Source organism: Campylobacter vicugnae, assembly GCF_002139875.1.
GTDB lineage: Bacteria > Campylobacterota > Campylobacteria > Campylobacterales > Campylobacteraceae > Campylobacter > Campylobacter vicugnae.
The window spans coordinates 249,710-268,376 of the sequence record NZ_CP018793.1 but is presented as its reverse complement, the minus strand read 5'-3'; the positions used below and the strand labels follow the sequence as shown (position 1 = coordinate 268,376).

Here is an 18,667-nt window from a genome sequence, read left to right as displayed (position 1 = left end):
TCCTAACTATTTGATAAAATCTGCGGCTCGCCAAATAGCCGTTTTAACTCTTTTAAATTTATCTCCTCTTGGCTCATTGATGATTTTAATGATAGCACTCCTTTTGCCTGGCTATTTGCTTTTGAGTTTAACTCATTTGTTTGTTTATTTACTTCATTTTCTATATTTTGATTTTGTTCTATTACTGGAGGAAGTGGAGCGCGACTTAAAAGAGTGGTTTTTTTTGGTTCGCTCTTTTGAACTACAAGCTTAATATCTTGCCCATAAACTCCCTTTGCAGATGGCAAAATCACTTCATTATAATACTTTCTAGCAAAAGTTAGCCGCTCATTACTCATCGCAAATTCAAGGCTTAAAGTTCCATTTTCAAACCCTATTAATCTTACGCACTCATCAAAAAGTACGCCTAGCTCATAGCTTTTATCATATAAAGCATCTACAAAAATCTGATAATCATCTTTTGATTGTGGTTTGATTATGGTTTGATTTGGTATAGCTTGTGGTTGAATTTGGGCTACTTGATTTGCAGGGGTGCTATTTTGTGATTTTAGTGATGATATCGCATCATCAATATTTGTAAGATTAAATGCCTCAAGCATCATAAATAAAGTGATAAATAACACAAACTCCGGATCAGCTGAGCTATTTAACATAGATTTTGCTTCACTCAAAATTCTAAAAAATCTCTCAAAAATCAAAAGCGAAAAATCACCATTTTGATGGATAAATTTATATTTTAAATTCTCTATTAGCTCATCAATAATAGAGCTAGAATCATAGTTTTGCAACTCGTGCAAAAGTTTTAAAAGCTCATTTTTATCCCTTGAGTTAATCACGGCAAATATCTCATCTACCTTAGCTGGATCAAGGAGTCCTAGCATATCTACAATAACTTTATGGGTAAGCTTTTGGTGTGAATAAATTATAGCTTGATCAAGTAAAGTAAGCGTATCTCTAAGGCTTCCTCCACCGCTTCTAGCTAGCACTTCTAAAGCTCGCTCTTCAAATTCAATTCCTTCTTTATTTAATATAAACTCAAGATGCTTAACCACGCTAGCTTTGGCAATAGAGTGAAATCTAAAGTGCTGGGTACGAGATAAAACAGTAGCTGGAAGCTTAAGTGGATCAGTTGTAGCTAGAATAAATTTGACATATTCAGGCGGCTCTTCAAGCGTCTTTAAAAGTGCATTAAAAGCCTCTTTAGTAAGCATATGAACTTCATCTATTATAAATACTTTAAATCTAGCACTACTTGGAGAATATTTAGTCTGTTCAATTAACTCTCTAATATCATCGATTTTTCTATGGCTTGCTGCGTCCATTTCAATAATATCCATATGGCGATTTTCATTAGCCATTACGCAGTTAGCACAAACTTCGCATGGATGCGCACTAATACCTTTGCTACATAAAAGAGCTTTAGCAAAAATCCTAGCACTACTAGTCTTGCCACTTCCTCTAAGACCAGAAAATAGATATGCATGACCCAATCTATTAGAGTCAAGAGCATGCGTAAGAGTATTGGCTACAACCTCTTGACCGATTAGCTCATCAAAACTCTTTGGGCGATATTTAAGTGCTAAGGCTTTCACTTTTAGCCCTCGTTCATTATACTTAGAAGCTCTTTATTGTTTTTTGTTTTTAACATTTTTGAGTATAAGAATTTAAGAGCCTCAATATCATCCATTGTAGCTATAATATTGCGTATCGCCCAAATTTTGCCCAGATCATCACTGCCTTGTAAAAGCTCATCTTTTCTTGTGCCTGATTTTAAGATATTAACAGCTGGATAAATTCTACGATCTGAGATAGTACGATCTAGGATAATCTCGCTATTTCCAGTACCTTTAAACTCTTCAAATATCACATCATCCATACGCGAACCAGTATCTATAAGAGCAGTAGCTACTATGGTTAAACTTCCACCATTTTCTATATTTCTAGCTGCACCAAAAAATCTCTTTGGCTTATGTAAGGCATTTGCATCAACGCCACCACTTAATACCTTACCACTACTTGGAGTTACTGTATTATAGGCTCTTGCAAGACGAGTAATACTATCAAGCAAGATAACAACATCTTTACCCATTTCTACTAATCTTTTAGCTTTTTCTATAACTAACTCAGCTACCCTTACATGGTTTGAAGCAGGCAGATCAAATGTAGAGCTAAATACCTCTCCGCGTACGCTGCGCTGCATATCAGTAACCTCTTCGGGACGCTCATCAATTAACAAGACTATTAGCTCAACTTCTGGATGATTTCTTGTAATACCGTGAGCTAACTCTTTCATTAGCTCAGTTTTACCAGTGCGAGGTGGAGCAACAATCAAGCCACGCTGACCCTTACCAATTGGAGTAAATAGATCAAGTACCCTACCAGTAAGCTTCATCGGATCATATTCTAGTTGAATTTTTTGATTTGGAAATAGTGGAGTTAAATTATCAAATAGCGGTCTTTCTTTTGCTTCGGCTATAGATTTATAATTGATTGCCTCTATTTTTAAAAGAGCATAATACTTCTCTTGCTCCCTTGGTTCTCGTACTTGACCTGTGATAATATCACCAACTCTTAGAGCAAATTTTTTAATCTGGCTTAAACTTACATAAGTATCATTTGCTGAGTCGCTTAGGTTGGCATCAGTGGATCTTAAAAATCCATAACCACCCTCTACAATCTCCAAAATTCCAGTAAATAAGATAAACCCGCCTTGCTTAGTTTGAGCTTTTAAAATCTCAAATACAAGCTCTTGACGACGAAATTCTCTAGGATTTTGTACCCCGACCTCTTCAGCGATGGCAACTAAGCTATCTAAATCTTGAAGTCTAAGCTCTTCTATTTTATAACCATCAACTGGCGTATGAGTGCGTGTGTGCTGTTTTTTAGTCTGTTGAGCAGTTTCCTTACTTTCCATTAGTCCTCTTTAATATTGTGAATAAATAAGCAGTTACAACGAATAAAATTGTAGTTTTAAAGTTCTAATTCTATACAAATTTTCTTAAATTGTCAATAAAATTTGAATTTAAATAAATTAATAAAATTTCAAAATTAAATCTACCATTAAGCCAAATCTAGATAAAATATCGTATTAAAAAAAGGGGCAAAAATGGCATACTCCAAAAAGGATCTCATCTCTACAAAAGATCTTACCACCGAGGATATATATCAAATTTTAAACCTAGCTAAAGATTACAAAAATTTAAATTTACAAAATGAGAAAAAGTCTCCACTTCTAAAAGGTGTAACGGTTGTAAATTCATTTTTTGAAAACTCTACTAGAACTCGCACAAGCTTTGAAATTGCAGCCAAAAGGCTATCTAGTGATGCTATAAATTTCACTGCTAGTAACTCAAGCACCAATAAAGGCGAAACCCTAATAGATACAATCAAAAATATAGAATCTATGCAAACAGATATCTTTATAATGCGCCATAGTAGTTCAGGTGCAGCGCAATTTGTCGCTTCTCGCACTCCTAGCTGTGTGATAAATGCAGGAGATGGTTGCAATGAGCATCCTACTCAAGCGTTATTAGATCTCTTTACAATATATGAAAAATTTGGCTCATTTAATAATCTTACAGTTTCAATCATTGGTGATATAGCTCACTCTAGAGTAGCTAGATCAAATATCTATGCTATGCAAACATTAGGTATAAAAGTTAAACTATTTGGGCCACCACAAATGATGCAATATGCCAAGGTTTTTGGTTGTGAAATTTGCAAAGATATGGATGAGGCAGTCAGTGGAAGCGATGCTATTATAATGCTTAGAATTCAGCTAGAAAGAAGTGATGATGAGACTCCATTTCCAAGCATTAGAGAGTATTGCAGATATTTTGGACTAAGCAAAGCTAGAATGCAAAAAGCAAAAGAAAATGTAATAATCCTCCATCCAGGACCAATCAATCGTGGAGTAGAGTTAAATAGCGATGTAGCTGATGATCCACGCATATCTACAATCTTATCACAAGTAGAAAATGGCGTAGCTGTGCGTATGGCTATATTAGATATAGTTTATAAAAATCTAAAAGGGCTATAATGAAAACTTTAATAAAAAATGGAACAATAATCAATGCCAACGAGAGCAAAAAAGCAAATATATTAATGCAAGATGATAAAATTATCACCATTACTACAGATGAGCCATCTGCTGATATAGTAATAGATGCTAATGGCAAACTAGTTATGCCGGGCTTAATTGATATCCATGTGCATTTTAGAGATCCAGGATTTGAGTATAAAGATGATATTATCACTGGATCGCAAACTGCAGTAGCTGGCGGGGTAACTGCTTGTTGCCCAATGGCGAACACAAACCCAGTAAATGATAATGCTACAATAACTAGAGATATGATAGAAAAGGCTAAAAAACGCGGCTTAATAGATCTAATGCCAATTGGCGCTATAACTAAAGGTATGAAAGGTGGCGGTATCACTGAAATGGGCGAGATGAGCGAGGCTGGATGTGTAGCATTTAGTGATGATGGATTGCCTGTTAGTTCTAGTGATGTAATGCGTGCTGCACTTGAATACTCGGCATTTCATGGCTCTTTTATTATCAATCACTCTCAAGACTGCTCACTATGTAGAAATGGCCATATGAATGAAGGCCAAATGTCTATGAAGCTAGGCATCAAAGGTATGCCAAGAGAACAAGAAGAGATAATGATAAGCCGTGATATGCTACTAGCTAAGCTCACAGGTGGCCATATCCATATAGCTCATGTTAGTAGTGCATGGAGTTTAAAACTGATAGAGACAGCTAAAAAAGAGGGGATAAATATCACTTGTGAAGTCTGCCCGCACCACTTTACTTTTGATGAGAGTGAGCTAGAAAACTACGATACAAATTACAAAATGTCTCCACCGCTTCGCACTAAAGCTGATGTAGAAGCGATGAGAGAGGGGCTAAAAAATGGAGTTATAGATATCATCTGTACTGACCACGCTCCACATCATAATGATGAAAAACAAAGAGAATTTGATAAGGCTCCATTTGGAATTTTAGGTCTTCAAACGCTCATTCCACTTACTTTAAATTTAGTTCGTGATGGGGTGATAAATTTAAATAAAATGGTAGAACTAACTAGCCTAAATCCAGCCAAACTACTAAAACTAAACGATAGAGGAGTTATCGCTGAGGGTTATTTGGCTGATATTACAATTGTCGATCCTGATTTTGAATATCTCTACGATGAGAAGCTAAATAAATCCAAATCACAAAACTCACCACTTTTAGGCAAAAAGCTAAAAGGTGCTGCAATCAAAACTATAAAATCTGGAAGATTAGTATATGATTTTCCAAATGTGGTGGCGTGATGAGAAATGCATTTACTATGATTGAGCTTGTATTTGTTATTGTGGTGCTTGGCATTTTAGCTAGTATCGCAGTACCTAGGCTAGTTGCAACTAAAGATGATGCAAGTGCAGTAACATCGGCTACATTGCTTAAAGATACTATAGTTCAGCTTACTGCATACTATACTATAAATGGCAAACTACCAGCTGGTGAATTAAAATCTCAAAGCAATTTAGAGCAACTTGCCCCAACATATAAAAAATCACTAGATAAAAACGAAGCTTGGACAAGGTGCCTAAATATCACTCTTACAAGTGATTCTATTGAGATTAATAATGCTAATATTCAAGATGAGCCACTATGTGCTACCTTAGTTAAAATCCCAGCTGTTAAAGAGTGGATAGATAATGATATCACTCTAAGTAGTAGTGGAATATTTAAATAAACTATTTAAATTTAGAGTCGCAAAAAAGAGTTAATGTGGCTCTGAATTTAATAATAATTCTATATGTTTTTATACTAAAATAAAATTTATAAAAATATATTTAACTATAAAATAATTTTTTTCATAAAAAACCCAAATTTTAATCTAAAAATAATCTATTAAGAGTAAAATATCAAGTAAATAAAATCCACAAGTTTAAAAGGATGAAATATGTCAATCTTCGACAATTTTAAAATTAAGAATAAAATGCTTATTCTAATTGTAATCCCTTTAATCGTTGCTATGATTATAGCTGGCAATCTAATTAACAAAGAGTATGATACCTACAAACGAACTCAGCTGCTTGAAGATGGTATTTTGCTCTCATCTCAAATTTCACTTGTAATTCATGAATTACAAAAAGAAAGAGGTTCATCATCAGGATATCTTGGTAGTAAAAGTGAAGATTTTAAAAAAATCTTGCTAAACCAACGCCAACTAAGCGATAAAGAGATAAACAAACTCAATCAAGATCTAGCTGAATTTGAGTTAAATGCATATCCAGTAGAGCTTAGAGACTCTATAAAAGATACTGTAAATGCATTAAATAATATCAAATCCATAAGAAGTGGCGTAGATAATTTTAGCGTTAAAGTAGGAGATGTCTTAGGCTATTATACAAGCACAATCGCAAAGCTAATCAACAATATAGTAGTAATCTCTAATATCTCAAACAACTACGAGATAATCCGCTCTTTAACTGCATTTGTAAGCTTTATAAATGCCAAAGAAAATGCCGGTCAAGAAAGAGCAGTCTTATCAAATACATTCTCAGCTGATAAATTCGGCGATGGAATTTATAACAAATTTATCGCATTAGTTGTAGCTCAAAATCTATATATAGAAGAGTTTAAAAAATATGTAGCAACTGAGGAATTAGTCAATTACAATAATATAACCAGTGGCAACAAAGACTTTCAAGAAGTCGAGCGTATGAGAGCTGTGGCGATGAAAAATGCATTTACTGGTGGATTTGAGACTAGTGGTACATATTGGTTTGCTACTATAACTAAAAAGATTGATATTTTAAAACAGGTAGAAGATAGACTAGCAGCTAGATTGATCAAAGATATAGACCAGATAAGACAAAGCAATATTGATGTGCTTGTTTTCTCAATTGGAATTTTAGCCTTTGCGTTTATTGCTACATTTGGATTTAGTTACATTATAATCCATAATATTAATAGTAGAATTGCTAAAATCCTAAACTATCTAGTATATGTCCAAAAAACAAAAGATATTAGACCAAACAATGTTCTAAACAAAGGCAAAGATGAGATCGGGCTAATCTATGAGCAAATAGAGGGATTTTTAAGAGTTATTCGACAACTATTTGGTCAATTAGATACCCAAATTCAACAAAATCTACAAATTGCAAATGACCTATTAAATGAGTCAAAAATAGTTCAAAACGATACTCAAGAGGGCTTTAAACTATCAAACGACTCACAAAAAATTGGTCATAGCGTAGAAGATAGCCTAGGCGATAGCGCACAAAAAAGCAATGATACGATGAATGATATATTAACAGCTAAAAAAGAATTAAGCTCGACTTCTAATGTAATATCTGATTTCTCTGAGCTTGTTACTCTTGATGCTAGTCGCCAACAAGAGCTACTAACTAATATTTCAATGCTAAATACCGATGCTCAAAATGTAAAAAATATCCTTACAACTATCTCTGATATAGCTGATCAGACAAATCTTCTTGCGCTTAATGCTGCTATAGAAGCAGCTCGTGCTGGCGAACATGGCAGAGGCTTTGCAGTTGTTGCTGATGAGGTTAGACAACTAGCTGAAAGAACTGGTAAATCTTTAGATGAGATTGATGTAACAATTAATGCTATAACTAGATCAATCGATGATGTAAGCAATAAAATCCAACATACTTCAAAAGATTTTACTACATTTGTTGATGAAGCTCAAAATATTCAAAATACAATTCAAACAGCAAATAATAGAATTGATCACATCATCGCCCTAGCTAATCAAACAATAGCTAGCTCACAAGAGTTAAATGATAAAACAAATAATCTACTAAGCAACAACAAAACTCTAAATGATAGATTACAAAATATCTCAGATTCTATGGATAAGATTAGCTCAGTATCTGATACTTTAGAGCATAAAGCTGAAGATCTAAGAGATAAAATTAGCGAATTTAAGTTTTAAATCTATAATTTTGAATCCAAATTTAATTTGGATTCAAAATTACATCTAATTACTAAAGCATAATAATACATAGAAATTTTATAAGTTAAAAAAGATTTATTAAAATACTTATTTGCGATAATTATTATTTTTAATAATACAACTCACAAAAATCCTAACCATTTAATCTTTTAGCAAATTTAGTCTTATTACCTAAATAAACAAATGTTAAAACTTCAGCCACGGCCTTAAATAGATTAGCTGGGATTTGATCATCTATATCACACAGACGATACAGCTCACGAGCAAGAGGTGGATTTTCTACAATCTGCACCCCATGCTCAATCCCAATCTGTCTAATACGAAGAGCCAAATGATCAACACCTTTGGCTAAGACAACAGGAGCAGACTCTTTATCCTTATCATAGCGGATAGCTACAGCATAGTGAGTTGGATTGGTTATTATCGCATCGGCTGCTGGGATATTTTGCATCATACGCTTCTTGGCTGCTTGCATCTGCAATTGGCGAATTCGTCCCTTCACGCGTGGATCTCCATCCATCTGTTTATACTCATCTTTAACTTCTTGCTTAGACATTCTAAGCCCTTTAAAATACTGATATCTAACAATAAAAATATCAGCAATTGCAATAAGCATAAATAGTAGCAGCATAATCCCAGCTAGAATAAACATCTTATTTCTAAGCCATACAAGCTGGTCAAACATCGTGTAAAACATTGTATAAGGCAACTCAGTGATAAACTGTAAAAATACGTAAAACGCACAACCAAAAATAGCTGAAACCTTAACTAAAATTTTTACCGTCTCAACCGCTTTTTTAAGAGAAAAAAGATTTGCAAGACCCTTAATCGGATCAAGCTTAGACAAATTTGGCGTAAGCGGCTCAGTAGTAAAAATAAATCCAAACTGCATAATATTAGCAATAATTCCAGCAATCATAACACAAATAAGTAGAGGTAAAAGTATAAACAAACATTGAAAAATTGAGTGAATTACAATCTTAAAAAATAGCTCTCTAGTAAGCGGAGTGCCAATTATATCTTGATAGTATAGATATAAATTCATCACCCTATCACCCATAAAACCCATCAAAGCAATAAGCGCAACACACCCAACAAGCAAGGTAACAAAACCGCTTAAATCTTGCGATTTTGGGACATTGCCTTTATTTCTAGCATCCTCAATCTTCTTGGGGGTGGCTTCTTCTGTCTTTTCTTGATCGTCTGCCATAGCTTACTTAATTTCTCTTGGCATAATCATCATAGCCAAACTCACGACAAACAGTAACCTTGCCATCATTATCCATCATTGCTAAGCTTGGAAGTTTTACGCCATTAAAGGTAGTATTTTTAACTATTGTATAGTGAATTTGATCTTCAAAGATTACCTTATCACCGATATTTATTGAGTTATCAAAACTATAAATCGGATCTCCTGCTTCAGCCCCTACAATATCTCCAGCCAAACAAGTAGCCCCACCAAATCTATAGCTAAATTTGCCATTTTGACTCTCACCTCTTATTTTTGGACGATATGGCATTAAAATAGTATCAGGCATATGGCACTCAGCTGAAGCATCAATAATGCAAGTCTTTTGTTCATTATCTACAATATCAAGCACGCTTGCGATTAAAAATCCGCACTCCCAACCTACAGCCTCTCCTGGTTCTATATAGACTTCAACTCCATATTTTTGCGAAAAGTTTTTAATAAGCAAAATAAGCAAATCAACATCATATCCACTTTTAGTAATATGATGCCCACCACCAAAATTTACCCACTTCATACGCGGTAAAATATCTCCAAACTGCTCTTCAAATGCCTCTAAAACAATCTTAAGACTCCAAGCACTCTCTTCACAAAGCGCATGAAAATGCAGCCCATCAATACCATCAAGAAAATCAAATTCAAAATTTTGTTTTGTAATTCCAAGTCGTGAGTATTTAGCACACGGGTTATACATATCAGTTGGACTAGCTGAGACATTTGGATTTACTCTTAAACCTATGCTAGCGCTACTATTTTTAGCCTTAGTAGCAAATCTTTTCCACTGTGTAAAACTATTAAAAACCACATGATGACTAATAGCTAAAACCTCATCTATATCATCATCGCTAAAAGCTGGAGAATAAGTATGAATTTCTTTAAAACCATGCTCTTTGGCATATTTAGCCTCAATTAAACCACTGCAAGTAGCACCATCTAAAATAGATGAAACAAGCGGCATACCAGGAGAAAATGCAAAACCTTTAAGCGCACAAAGAACCTTTGCTCCACTCTCTTTAGCAACATAATGAAGTAGATTTAAATTTGACTCAAGCTTGCTTTTTTGACATACATAAGCTGGGGTTTTAATATCTTGTAATTTCATATTGATCCTAAATTTAATTATGGTATTATATCAAATTTAAATTAAGATAATTTTAGGCTTTAAGTGCAAATTTAGATGAGACAGCTGCGATATCTTTTGAGCTAACTAGAGCAAAAATTGCATTTTTAGCATGTAGTAAAATATCAGGGAGTTGTTTTATTTGATTACTATCAAAATCACTCAAAACATAATTAATCACGCCTTTATCACCACGCCCTATACCTATGCGAACTCTGTCATAATTATTACCTATTAAAGAATCAATTGATTTAATACCATTATGACCGCCGCTACTTCCGCCATTTTTAAATCTTATAGCACCAAAAGCGATATCAAGTTCATCATGTACTACAATGATATGATCAGGTTTATAAAAATCATTAACGGCCTTTAAAGACTTGCCGCTTGCATTCATATATGTTGATGGTTTAAGAAGAAGAAGTGAGCCTTTTTTATATAGCTCACCTTGAAATTTAGCCGAACTTACATCGATATATCCGCCATCTTGTAGCATAGAATCAATAAGCATAAATCCAACATTATGGCGAGTATTTTCATACTCCTTACCGATGTTGCCTAGTCCGGCTACTAAGGTCATTATTTAGCTTTTACTACACCTAGAACTGCTATACGACCCGCATCAATAATGCGAACATTTTGTGGAGCTACAATATCGCGAACCAATACTGTATCATCTATATCAAGTGGAGTTACATCTACTTTAAAGCTATCTGGAAGGTCTTTACCTTTACATTTAACGCTTAAGCGTTTTTTAGATTGTAATAGTACGCCTTTGTTTTTAATACCTGCTGGAGTACCTACAGGAACAACTGGGACAAGGTATTTAGACTCTACATCTGGTAAAACTACTTTTAAATCAACATGTTTTAGCATACTTGTTACTGGATGTTTTTGATAATCAACAACAACAACATTGTAAGTTTTACCACCTACGCTTACATCAAATTTCAAACCGCTTTTAGACTTTACAGTCTTAATAAAATCATTTACCTTAAAAGCAGCATTGATATTTTCAATACCTTTTGCGTAAATGTTAGCGATTAGATAACCATCTTTCCTAAGAGCTTTTGTGCTTCTTTTGTCAATACTCTCTCTAACAATGCCTTCTAACATTATATTTCCTTAAAATAAAATAAGTGGCAATTATATCCAAAAAATCTAAATTTAAACTTATGATAACGATGTCAAAATTTCATCAAAAGCCACTACAAAAGCTTCTAAACCTTCATCTAAAAGCTGAGTACAAACTCTATTATAATCTACACCACTCTCTTGAGCATTAAGCATAAATGCAGATATTTCATCGCTACTTGGCAGCGCTTTAGGAGCAAAATCTCCACTAGCCATAAAAGCTTTAATAGTATCAAGCGGAGCTGTATTTATCGAATTTGGATATAAAAGCTCCTTGATATAATAATGAGCCGGCAAGTTTGATCCCTTAACTCCAGTGCTAGCAAATAGAGTTCTTACATTGCTTTGATTAGCATTTTGAATTTGATTATATATATTAGTTGCATTATAAATACCAAACTTAGCCTTTTGATTAAGCTGCTCATCAAGCATTCTATCAAAACGACTTACAAATACACTAATTACACCTTGAGGAAGTGTGGTTTGCGGAAATCTTTTGCTATATTTTTTTGTACCTTCTTTGAATGCTTCTAGGCAGTTTTTAGCTTGTGAATCTGAGAATATTAGCGTTGCATTTACATTAATTCCCTTTTTCATCAATTCGCTCATTGCTTCAAATCCAGATGATATGGCTGGAATTTTAATCATTACATTTGGCATTTTAATTGCATTATATAGTCTTTTGCCTTCTTCTATTATATCGCTTGCTAAAGTTAAATTTGGATCAACTTCAATACTTACAAATCCATCATCGCCTTTAGCATAATTAATTAACATTTTAGAAGCTGCCATTTTAATATCATTTGTAGCTAAAATTTCATATAGTTTTTTTGTATCTTTTTTGCCAAATTTCTCTTTTAGCTCACTATATGCTTTTGAGTTACAAATAGCGTTTTTAAATATACTTGGATTGCTTGTAGCACCATTAATTGTACCATTTTGAATTAACTCTATAAATTCTGAATTTATAAAATCACGCTCTAAAAAATCACACCAAAGAGAAAAATTAATCTCTTTCATTTTGCACCTTTATATTATCTTTTTAATCTCATTTAAATCTTTAATATCTATGATATGAGTTGCTGCCTCTTTTAATATCTTATTAGCACAAAATGCAATTCCAATGCTAGACTCTTTAAACATAGATATATCATTTGCACCATCACCTACACAAACTACTTCATCACTACTTAAGCCTAAAAAGCTCTTAAGTCTTGCAAGCATCTTACCTTTAGAATCGCCAAACATCATCTCACCGCCTACATTTCCAGTTAGAATTCCATTTTTATGATGTAGCTCATTAGCAAAATTTAGATCAAAACCCAGCTTTTGCTGTGCAGCATCTGTTGCGATATGAAATCCACCGCTAAATACAACCGTTTTAATATTTTTAGATTTTAGATATGAGATGATATCTTTTGCACCAGTTATAAATGGTAAATTTGAAGTAATCTCTAAGGCTTTGCTAAGTTCTAAGCCCTCAATTAGCTTAACTCGCTTTACTAAGCTTTCATAAAAATCAAGCTCACCTGCCATTGCTCTAGAGGTGATATCGCCAACCTCTTTATCCATGCCCATTGCACTTGAAAGGATGGTGATAGTCTCACCATCCATAAGCGTAGAATCAAAATCAAAAACGCAAAGTTTAATCATTTAAATGCCTTAAAAATCGCGTTTTAACAAAGATTCAACCTTTAATATCGTTAAGATATTGCTATCTCTTTTACCGATACCTTGGATCATTCCTTTATCTTTAGCTAGAGTTTCAGGCGGCTGATCGATTCTATTAGTGTTTATTCTAATAGCCTCTGTAAGTCTATCGATAACAAATCCTGCGATATTATCATTATCTTGCATAACGATATATCTAGTATTTGGTGTCATTTTGCTAGGTTCAAGATTAAATCTAATCCTTAAATCTATTAAAGGAATTACGCTACCTCTAAGATTAAATACACCAAGCACATATGGCGGAACACTAGGTACTCTAGTATATTCAATTGGTTTAATAATCTCTTTAATATATAAAATCGGAATAGCAAATTCCTCATCTCCAACGATAAAACCTACAAGCTGCTCTATCTCTTCTCTATCTTTAGTATTTTCTGGTTCGCTTATTTGCTGTTTTTGTCTTTGTAAAACTTCACCTAATTTATCGCTCATTTTACTTCCTTACACTAGCTTTATATTTTTTCTGACGACATTTTCTAGGTATTCTGGTGAGTATGGTTTTGTAATATACTCAGTCATACCTGCTTCGACACCTCTTAAGCGATCGCTCTTACTTGTTCTACTTGTTACTGCAATTAATGGCAGATTGCGATATTTAGAGTATTTTCTAATCTCTCCAGCTAAAGTATATCCATCCATTCTTGGCATTTCAATATCTATTAGCACCGCATCTAAACTATGATCGCCTGATTTAATTATATTAAGCGCTTCAATACCATTAGTCGCTTCTATCACGGTTACGCCGATTGGCTCAAGCGATTTTTGCATAATTGTTCTATCCATTTTAGAGTCATCTACGATAAGAACTTTATAATCGCTTGGTTTTTCTTTTTTAGCCATTTGTGCGCTTGATTCCATACTAGCTCTAATATCTATTTTGATCTCTTTTGCCATATCCATAATCATACCTACATCTACAATTAGTGTTACCTTACCATCACCTCTAATTGTACCGCCAGCAATTCCGCGGATATTTTGCAGATAGTTACCAAGTGATTTAATAACAATCTCTTCTTGACCAATCAAGTTATCTACAATAATGCCAAGCTTACTATCAGCTACATTAATCACAACTACATATGTCTGATCACCACTTTCAAATACCTGTTTAACGCCAAATAGATCGCTAAGTCTAACAAGACTAAGAACCTCATCACGAAGTCTAAGGACATTTTTGCCTTCAATTGTATAGATATTATCTACTGGGACTCTTACAGTCTCTTTTACGCTTGCCAGTGGAATAGCATAAAATTCCTCTTGAGAACCTACCAATAAAGATTGAATAATAGCTAGAGTTAGAGGGATTTTTAGCTTAATTATTGTGCCTTTACCCACTTCGCTATCTATATCAATTATACCATTTAATTTCTCAATATTTGTCTTAACAACATCCATTCCAACACCACGGCCACTAACATTTGTAACTTGTTTTGCCATAGAAAATCCAGGTTTGAATATTAAAGAGAACGCCTCTTTATCACTCATACTATCAACTTCTCTTTCTGTGATGATACCTCTTTCAAGTGCCTTCATCTTCACAGCTAAAGCGTCAATTCCCTTACCATCATCTACGATTTCAACAACGATATGGTTACCTTCATTATAGGCTTTTAGTTGAATTATACCTTTTTCGGGTTTGCCAGCTGCTAGTCTATCTTTAGGATCTTCAACGCCGTGATCGCATGAATTTCTAATGATATGAACTAGCGGATCTCCAATCTCTTCTACTATAGATTTATCTAGCTCTGTCTCTTCACCGCTAATTTCTAGATCAATTTGTTTGCCTAGTTCACGGCTTAGATCACGCACCATTCTTGGGAATTTATTAAATACCTTAGCAATTGGAAGCATTCTAGTCTTCATAACAGCTAATTGAATATCAGTAGTTACTAAGCTTAGCTGACTAACAACTTGATTTAACTCTTCTAAGAATTTCTCGCCCTCATATCTCTCTTCTACATCATCATAAATTTTAAGAAGTCTATTTTTACCAAGAACTAATTCACCGATTAAATTCATTAAATTATCAAGTCTTTTAACCTCAACTCTAATAGTCTGCTCTACAGCTGATGCATTAGAGTGAGCCGGTGCAGTTTGTTCTTTTGAGGCTTTAGGAGTTTGAACCTTAGGAGTTGGCTCTTGTGTAGCTGCTGACTCTTGACTATTTTGTTTTTGTTTATCTTTTCTAGCTTGATCTTCAGCTTTGCGAACTTTTAACAGTCTTTCTATCTCAGCTTCAACTTCAGCATCACTTAGACTATTTACATCTACTTCAGGCTCTTGATCCATTGCTGATTCTGGTTCTGGCTGGCTATCTTCTTGTGGTTTAGATTGTGTCTCTTCTTGCGGTTGAGCCTGTCTATCTTCATCAGCATTTGGATCTCTACCTTCATTAATAGCTGTAAGCCTATGACATATATCAGATATACTTACACCAGCATCAGTATCATTGCCACGCTCTCTAATGCTTCTTAGAAGTGCCTTCATCATATCAACTGATTCAAGAACTACATCCATAATGTCCGGAGTGATTTTAAGCTCTCCATGACGAGCTTTATTAAGCACATCTTCCATATGATGTGTAAGCTTTGTTAAGACATCAAAATTTAAAAATGATGAGCTACCTTTGATTGTATGTGCAACGCGGAAAATACGATTTAATAGCTCTAAATCCTCAGGATTAGACTCTAATTCAACTAAATCATGGTCAATCTGCTCAATAAGTTCAAATGCCTCGACTAAAAAGTCTTCAAGAATTTCTTGCATATCATCCATAAATCACCTCTTAACTGATATATTTTTTACGTGCTTCAATTACTTTTGAAACTGCTTTATAGAATTCTGTGGCGTTAAATTTAGTCAAGAATGCATCTCCGCCTGCATCTTTACCATGAAGCTCACTAAATTCATTACTCAATGATGAATTAAAGATAATAGGAATATTAGTAAATCTCTTATCATCTTTTACATTTGCTGCAAAGTGGAACCCATCCATTTGTGGCATCTCAACATCGCTGATGATAACTCTAAGATTTTGATCTAAATCATCTTTATACATTGAGTGTAGATCATTTAATTTCTCTAATCCTTCTACACCATCTTTAGCCTCAACTACTCTTAAGCCCATCTTAGTTAATGCCTCGCTAACGAGTCTTCTAGCAGTTAAACTATCATCTAAAATAAGAGCTACGCCACTAAATTTATGGATATCATCAACCTCAACTTCCATTTTTGGCTGATAAATTCCCAACTCTTCTACAATGCTTTCAAGATCAAGAATAAGCAAAACATCATCATTTTCTATTCTTGTTACACCTGTAATCTTAGACCTATCTAAAGTACCAGTACCAGCACTTCCAGCAAAATTTGCTGGTTCTATATCTTTCCAATTAATGCGTCTAATTCTTTTAGCTTCATGAACTATAAAACCAATAAATATATTGCTAAACTCAGCAATAATAACTCTAGGTTTTAAAATAGCCTCTTTAGGCTCTTCAATCTGCATCCATTTAGCAAGATTAATAACAGGGATAACAACACCACGCAAGTCAAAAATCCCCTCAATATAATCAGGCACACCTGGTAGTTCGGTGAGATTTGGCATCTTAATGATCTCTTTTACCTTAGCGACATTTACTCCATATATTCCTTCATATACAGTATCTTTGCCTTGTTTTAAGATACGAAAATCAACAAGCTCCATCTCATTCGAACCCGTTTTTAAGATATTATCATCAAACATTTGGGCTCCTTGTGAGTTGAAATTTAATTTCAGTACCATATTTTACAATAAAATAACTACGCTCAGACGCAAAACAAGGTAAATTTATATAATCTTTTGTATTTATTTGAAATTTAACCCCCTGATGATAGTGTCCTTCTATCACCATATCGCTTTTATAATTATCTATTTTTTTAGCTATAAGCTCTTTAAAATTTGATATTTTATAGGATAATTCTTTATTTTCTTGGCTTGATAAAATCTTTTTCGTAATTTTAAATTTAAATATCCAATCAACGAAATTCATAATTTTTAAAAATGTAGAATTACGAAGCATTTTAAGTGAGGTTTGGGTAAAAAATCCTAAATATATATCCCCATGCGCTATGGCAACTTTCTTATTATTTAGATTAAAAATTACTGGTTGAGATGAGAGCGGATATAGCTTAATTTGATTAAAAATAGAACTAAGATTAAAATCGTGATTACCTTCAAAATAGTAAATTTGAGTTTTTTTAGCCAGCAAATTTAGCTCATCAATCCACTCTTTATAAACTATTTGGCTATAACTTGTACAACTAAGATAATCAAATATATCTCCTACTAAAAATATTTGCGGTGGAGTAGGCAAAATGCCGTTATTAAAACTTTTAATAAGTTTTAAAAATTCACGCCGTTTATTGTTTTCATGTGCATCAGCTATAAATATCGCCCCATCTAAAATGGTCATATAGAGTTTCCTATAATAGGCAAAGCAGTACTCTCATCTATTCCCATAATTAAATTTGCGTTTGCTATTGCTTGAGATGAGGCGCCACGAAGTAGATTATCTATGCTTGAATTTATCCAAATTTTACCATTATGATTCATAGCATAAATATCACAAAAGTGCGTTCCAGCTACATCTTTAATGCTTACAGGTTCGCGTCTTATTCGTATAAATCTCTCATCTTTATAAAACTCTTTTAATATTTCAAGCGGATCAATATCTTTAAATTCATCATTTAAAAATCCATAGCTACTAACTAACATTCCACGGCTAAGTGGGATCAAATGCGGGACAAACATCACATCAATCTTTTGACTAAGATTTAAATTTAAATGCTCACTAATCTCATCACTATGTCTGTGCGTTAGAGGCGAGTAAGCATTCATATTCTCATTTACACTAATAAAATGGCTACTTGATTTTAGCCCTTTTCCAGCTCCACTTAATCCACTTTTTGCATCAATCATCACATCGCTTTTGAGCATATTAGCAAATGGCAAAAGCCCTAGCAAGCTACAAGTAGGATAACAGCCTGGATTTGCAATTAAATTTGCATTTTTTATCTTATTGCGATTTATCTCTACTAATCCATAAACAGCATCTTCTAACCCTTTTGGATCTAGATGTGGGCAGTAGTTTTTCTCATAATTAGCTTGACTTACCCTATAATCAGCCGATAAATCTACAATTTTTACACCACTACCTCTAAGCATACTTGCTAATTTCATTCCTTCAGTATGCGGTAAAGCTAAAAATACTAAATCACATTTAGATTTTATCTCATCAGCATCTGCTTTTTTGATTTCTATATCAATAACACCTTTTAAACTGCTAAAATTCTCAGATAAAACTCCGCTACTACTAGCCCCAGCGTAGCTTAACTCAAAATATGGATGAGCTACTATCATCTTTACTAATTCTAAGCCGGTATATCCGCTAATTCCGACTATTCCTACTCTTATCATAG

At 33.8% G+C, this 18,667-nt stretch carries 16 protein-coding genes and 2 pseudogenes; 5 read left to right on the top strand and 13 right to left on the bottom strand.

The annotated features are described in order from the left end of the window. Nucleotides 1–2: 2 nt before the first annotated feature. Together CVIC12175_RS01400 and rho are read right to left on the bottom strand one after the other, a co-directional pair. Nucleotides 3–1,592, bottom strand: coding sequence for a DNA polymerase III subunit gamma/tau (locus CVIC12175_RS01400; protein WP_086302866.1), 1,590 nt, complete (start codon nucleotides 1,590–1,592; stop codon nucleotides 3–5). A 2-nt stretch (nucleotides 1,593–1,594) separates the two neighbouring features. Next, nucleotides 1,595–2,914: a transcription termination factor Rho gene (rho, locus tag CVIC12175_RS01395; RefSeq protein WP_086246941.1), complete on the bottom strand. Its 1,320-nt coding sequence runs from the start codon at nucleotides 2,912–2,914 to the stop codon at nucleotides 1,595–1,597. Between the two features lie 192 nt (nucleotides 2,915–3,106). On the opposite strand from rho, the gene CVIC12175_RS01390 reads away from it, so the two are divergent. The 5 genes and pseudogenes from CVIC12175_RS01390 to CVIC12175_RS08785 form a co-directional block, all read left to right on the top strand. Continuing rightward, entirely contained in the window at nucleotides 3,107–4,039 is a 933-nt protein-coding gene (locus tag CVIC12175_RS01390; RefSeq protein ID WP_086302868.1) for an aspartate carbamoyltransferase catalytic subunit, read from the top strand. Further along, complete coding sequence (locus tag CVIC12175_RS01385) at nucleotides 4,039–5,319, top strand: dihydroorotase (protein ID WP_086302870.1); 1,281 nt, start codon at nucleotides 4,039–4,041, stop codon at nucleotides 5,317–5,319. The genes CVIC12175_RS01390 and CVIC12175_RS01385 overlap by 1 nt, the downstream gene beginning before the upstream one ends. Further along, nucleotides 5,319–5,744: a type II secretion system protein gene (locus CVIC12175_RS01380; RefSeq protein WP_086255765.1), complete on the top strand. Its 426-nt coding sequence runs from the start codon at nucleotides 5,319–5,321 to the stop codon at nucleotides 5,742–5,744. The genes CVIC12175_RS01385 and CVIC12175_RS01380 overlap by 1 nt, the downstream gene beginning before the upstream one ends. A 210-nt stretch (nucleotides 5,745–5,954) precedes the next feature. Beyond that, nucleotides 5,955–6,833: pseudogene (locus CVIC12175_RS08790) on the top strand (nitrate- and nitrite sensing domain-containing protein); the annotation flags it as partial. Between the two features lie 615 nt (nucleotides 6,834–7,448). Next, nucleotides 7,449–7,955 (top strand): annotated as a pseudogene (locus CVIC12175_RS08785) (methyl-accepting chemotaxis protein); the annotation flags it as partial. Nucleotides 7,956–8,109: 154 nt separating this feature from the next. Here the strand turns inward: CVIC12175_RS08785 and flhB are convergent. The 11 genes from flhB to argC are packed head-to-tail and all read right to left on the bottom strand — an operon-like array spanning nucleotide 8,110 to nucleotide 18,665. Next, nucleotides 8,110–9,186: a flagellar biosynthesis protein FlhB gene (gene flhB, locus CVIC12175_RS01370; RefSeq protein WP_086315809.1), complete on the bottom strand. Its 1,077-nt coding sequence runs from the start codon at nucleotides 9,184–9,186 to the stop codon at nucleotides 8,110–8,112. A 7-nt stretch (nucleotides 9,187–9,193) separates the two neighbouring features. Beyond that, nucleotides 9,194–10,333, bottom strand: coding sequence for a carboxynorspermidine decarboxylase (gene nspC / locus CVIC12175_RS01365; protein ID WP_418219514.1), 1,140 nt, complete (start codon nucleotides 10,331–10,333; stop codon nucleotides 9,194–9,196). A 46-nt stretch (nucleotides 10,334–10,379) separates the two neighbouring features. After that, a complete protein-coding gene (pth, locus tag CVIC12175_RS01360) occupies nucleotides 10,380–10,925 on the bottom strand; it encodes an aminoacyl-tRNA hydrolase (protein ID WP_086315807.1) in 546 nt (181 codons plus the stop codon). Next, nucleotides 10,925–11,461 (bottom strand): 50S ribosomal protein L25/general stress protein Ctc, encoded by a 537-nt coding sequence (locus CVIC12175_RS01355; protein WP_086255755.1) that lies wholly within the window; start codon nucleotides 11,459–11,461, stop codon nucleotides 10,925–10,927. Before CVIC12175_RS01355 ends, pth begins: the two co-directional genes overlap by 1 nt. A 57-nt stretch (nucleotides 11,462–11,518) precedes the next feature. Further along, complete coding sequence (locus CVIC12175_RS01350) at nucleotides 11,519–12,499, bottom strand: transaldolase (protein ID WP_086315806.1); 981 nt, start codon at nucleotides 12,497–12,499, stop codon at nucleotides 11,519–11,521. A 9-nt stretch (nucleotides 12,500–12,508) separates the two neighbouring features. Next, complete coding sequence (gene serB / locus CVIC12175_RS01345; protein ID WP_086315805.1) at nucleotides 12,509–13,132, bottom strand: phosphoserine phosphatase SerB; 624 nt, start codon at nucleotides 13,130–13,132, stop codon at nucleotides 12,509–12,511. Nucleotides 13,133–13,141: 9 nt separating this feature from the next. After that, on the bottom strand, nucleotides 13,142–13,642 hold the full coding sequence (locus tag CVIC12175_RS01340) for a chemotaxis protein CheW (protein WP_086246951.1): 501 nt from the start codon (nucleotides 13,640–13,642) through the stop codon (nucleotides 13,142–13,144). 9 nt (nucleotides 13,643–13,651) lie between these two features. Continuing rightward, nucleotides 13,652–15,985, bottom strand: coding sequence for a hybrid sensor histidine kinase/response regulator (locus tag CVIC12175_RS01335; protein WP_086315804.1), 2,334 nt, complete (start codon nucleotides 15,983–15,985; stop codon nucleotides 13,652–13,654). A 10-nt stretch (nucleotides 15,986–15,995) separates the two neighbouring features. After that, nucleotides 15,996–16,952 carry a chemotaxis protein gene (locus tag CVIC12175_RS01330; RefSeq protein WP_086246953.1) on the bottom strand — a complete coding sequence of 319 codons (957 nt, stop codon included), beginning with the start codon at nucleotides 16,950–16,952 and terminating at the stop codon, nucleotides 15,996–15,998. Then, nucleotides 16,945–17,661 (bottom strand): UDP-2,3-diacylglucosamine diphosphatase, encoded by a 717-nt coding sequence (locus CVIC12175_RS01325; protein ID WP_086302874.1) that lies wholly within the window; start codon nucleotides 17,659–17,661, stop codon nucleotides 16,945–16,947. The genes CVIC12175_RS01330 and CVIC12175_RS01325 overlap by 8 nt, the downstream gene beginning before the upstream one ends. Then, nucleotides 17,658–18,665: an N-acetyl-gamma-glutamyl-phosphate reductase gene (gene argC, locus CVIC12175_RS01320; protein WP_086302876.1), complete on the bottom strand. Its 1,008-nt coding sequence runs from the start codon at nucleotides 18,663–18,665 to the stop codon at nucleotides 17,658–17,660. Before argC ends, CVIC12175_RS01325 begins: the two co-directional genes overlap by 4 nt. Nucleotides 18,666–18,667 lie beyond the last annotated feature (2 nt).

Excerpts from the sequence above, each read along its gene's own strand:
- rho (WP_086246941.1), bottom strand. The coding sequence starts at position 2,914 with ATGGAAAGTAAGGAAACTGCTCAACAGACTAAAAAACAGCACACACGC.
- CVIC12175_RS01390 (WP_086302868.1), top strand. The coding sequence starts at position 3,107 with ATGGCATACTCCAAAAAGGATCTCATCTCTACAAAAGATCTTACCACC.
- CVIC12175_RS01385 (WP_086302870.1), top strand. The coding sequence starts at position 4,039 with ATGAAAACTTTAATAAAAAATGGAACAATAATCAATGCCAACGAGAGC.
- CVIC12175_RS01380 (WP_086255765.1), top strand. The coding sequence starts at position 5,319 with ATGAGAAATGCATTTACTATGATTGAGCTTGTATTTGTTATTGTGGTG.
- flhB (WP_086315809.1), bottom strand. The coding sequence starts at position 9,186 with ATGGCAGACGATCAAGAAAAGACAGAAGAAGCCACCCCCAAGAAGATT.
- pth (WP_086315807.1), bottom strand. The coding sequence starts at position 10,925 with ATGACCTTAGTAGCCGGACTAGGCAACATCGGTAAGGAGTATGAAAAT.
- CVIC12175_RS01355 (WP_086255755.1), bottom strand. The coding sequence starts at position 11,461 with ATGTTAGAAGGCATTGTTAGAGAGAGTATTGACAAAAGAAGCACAAAA.
- CVIC12175_RS01350 (WP_086315806.1), bottom strand. The coding sequence starts at position 12,499 with ATGAAAGAGATTAATTTTTCTCTTTGGTGTGATTTTTTAGAGCGTGAT.
- serB (WP_086315805.1), bottom strand. The coding sequence starts at position 13,132 with ATGATTAAACTTTGCGTTTTTGATTTTGATTCTACGCTTATGGATGGT.
- CVIC12175_RS01340 (WP_086246951.1), bottom strand. The coding sequence starts at position 13,642 with ATGAGCGATAAATTAGGTGAAGTTTTACAAAGACAAAAACAGCAAATA.
- CVIC12175_RS01335 (WP_086315804.1), bottom strand. The coding sequence starts at position 15,985 with ATGGATGATATGCAAGAAATTCTTGAAGACTTTTTAGTCGAGGCATTT.
- CVIC12175_RS01330 (WP_086246953.1), bottom strand. The coding sequence starts at position 16,952 with ATGTTTGATGATAATATCTTAAAAACGGGTTCGAATGAGATGGAGCTT.
- CVIC12175_RS01325 (WP_086302874.1), bottom strand. The coding sequence starts at position 17,661 with ATGACCATTTTAGATGGGGCGATATTTATAGCTGATGCACATGAAAAC.
- argC (WP_086302876.1), bottom strand. The coding sequence starts at position 18,665 with ATGATAAGAGTAGGAATAGTCGGAATTAGCGGATATACCGGCTTAGAA.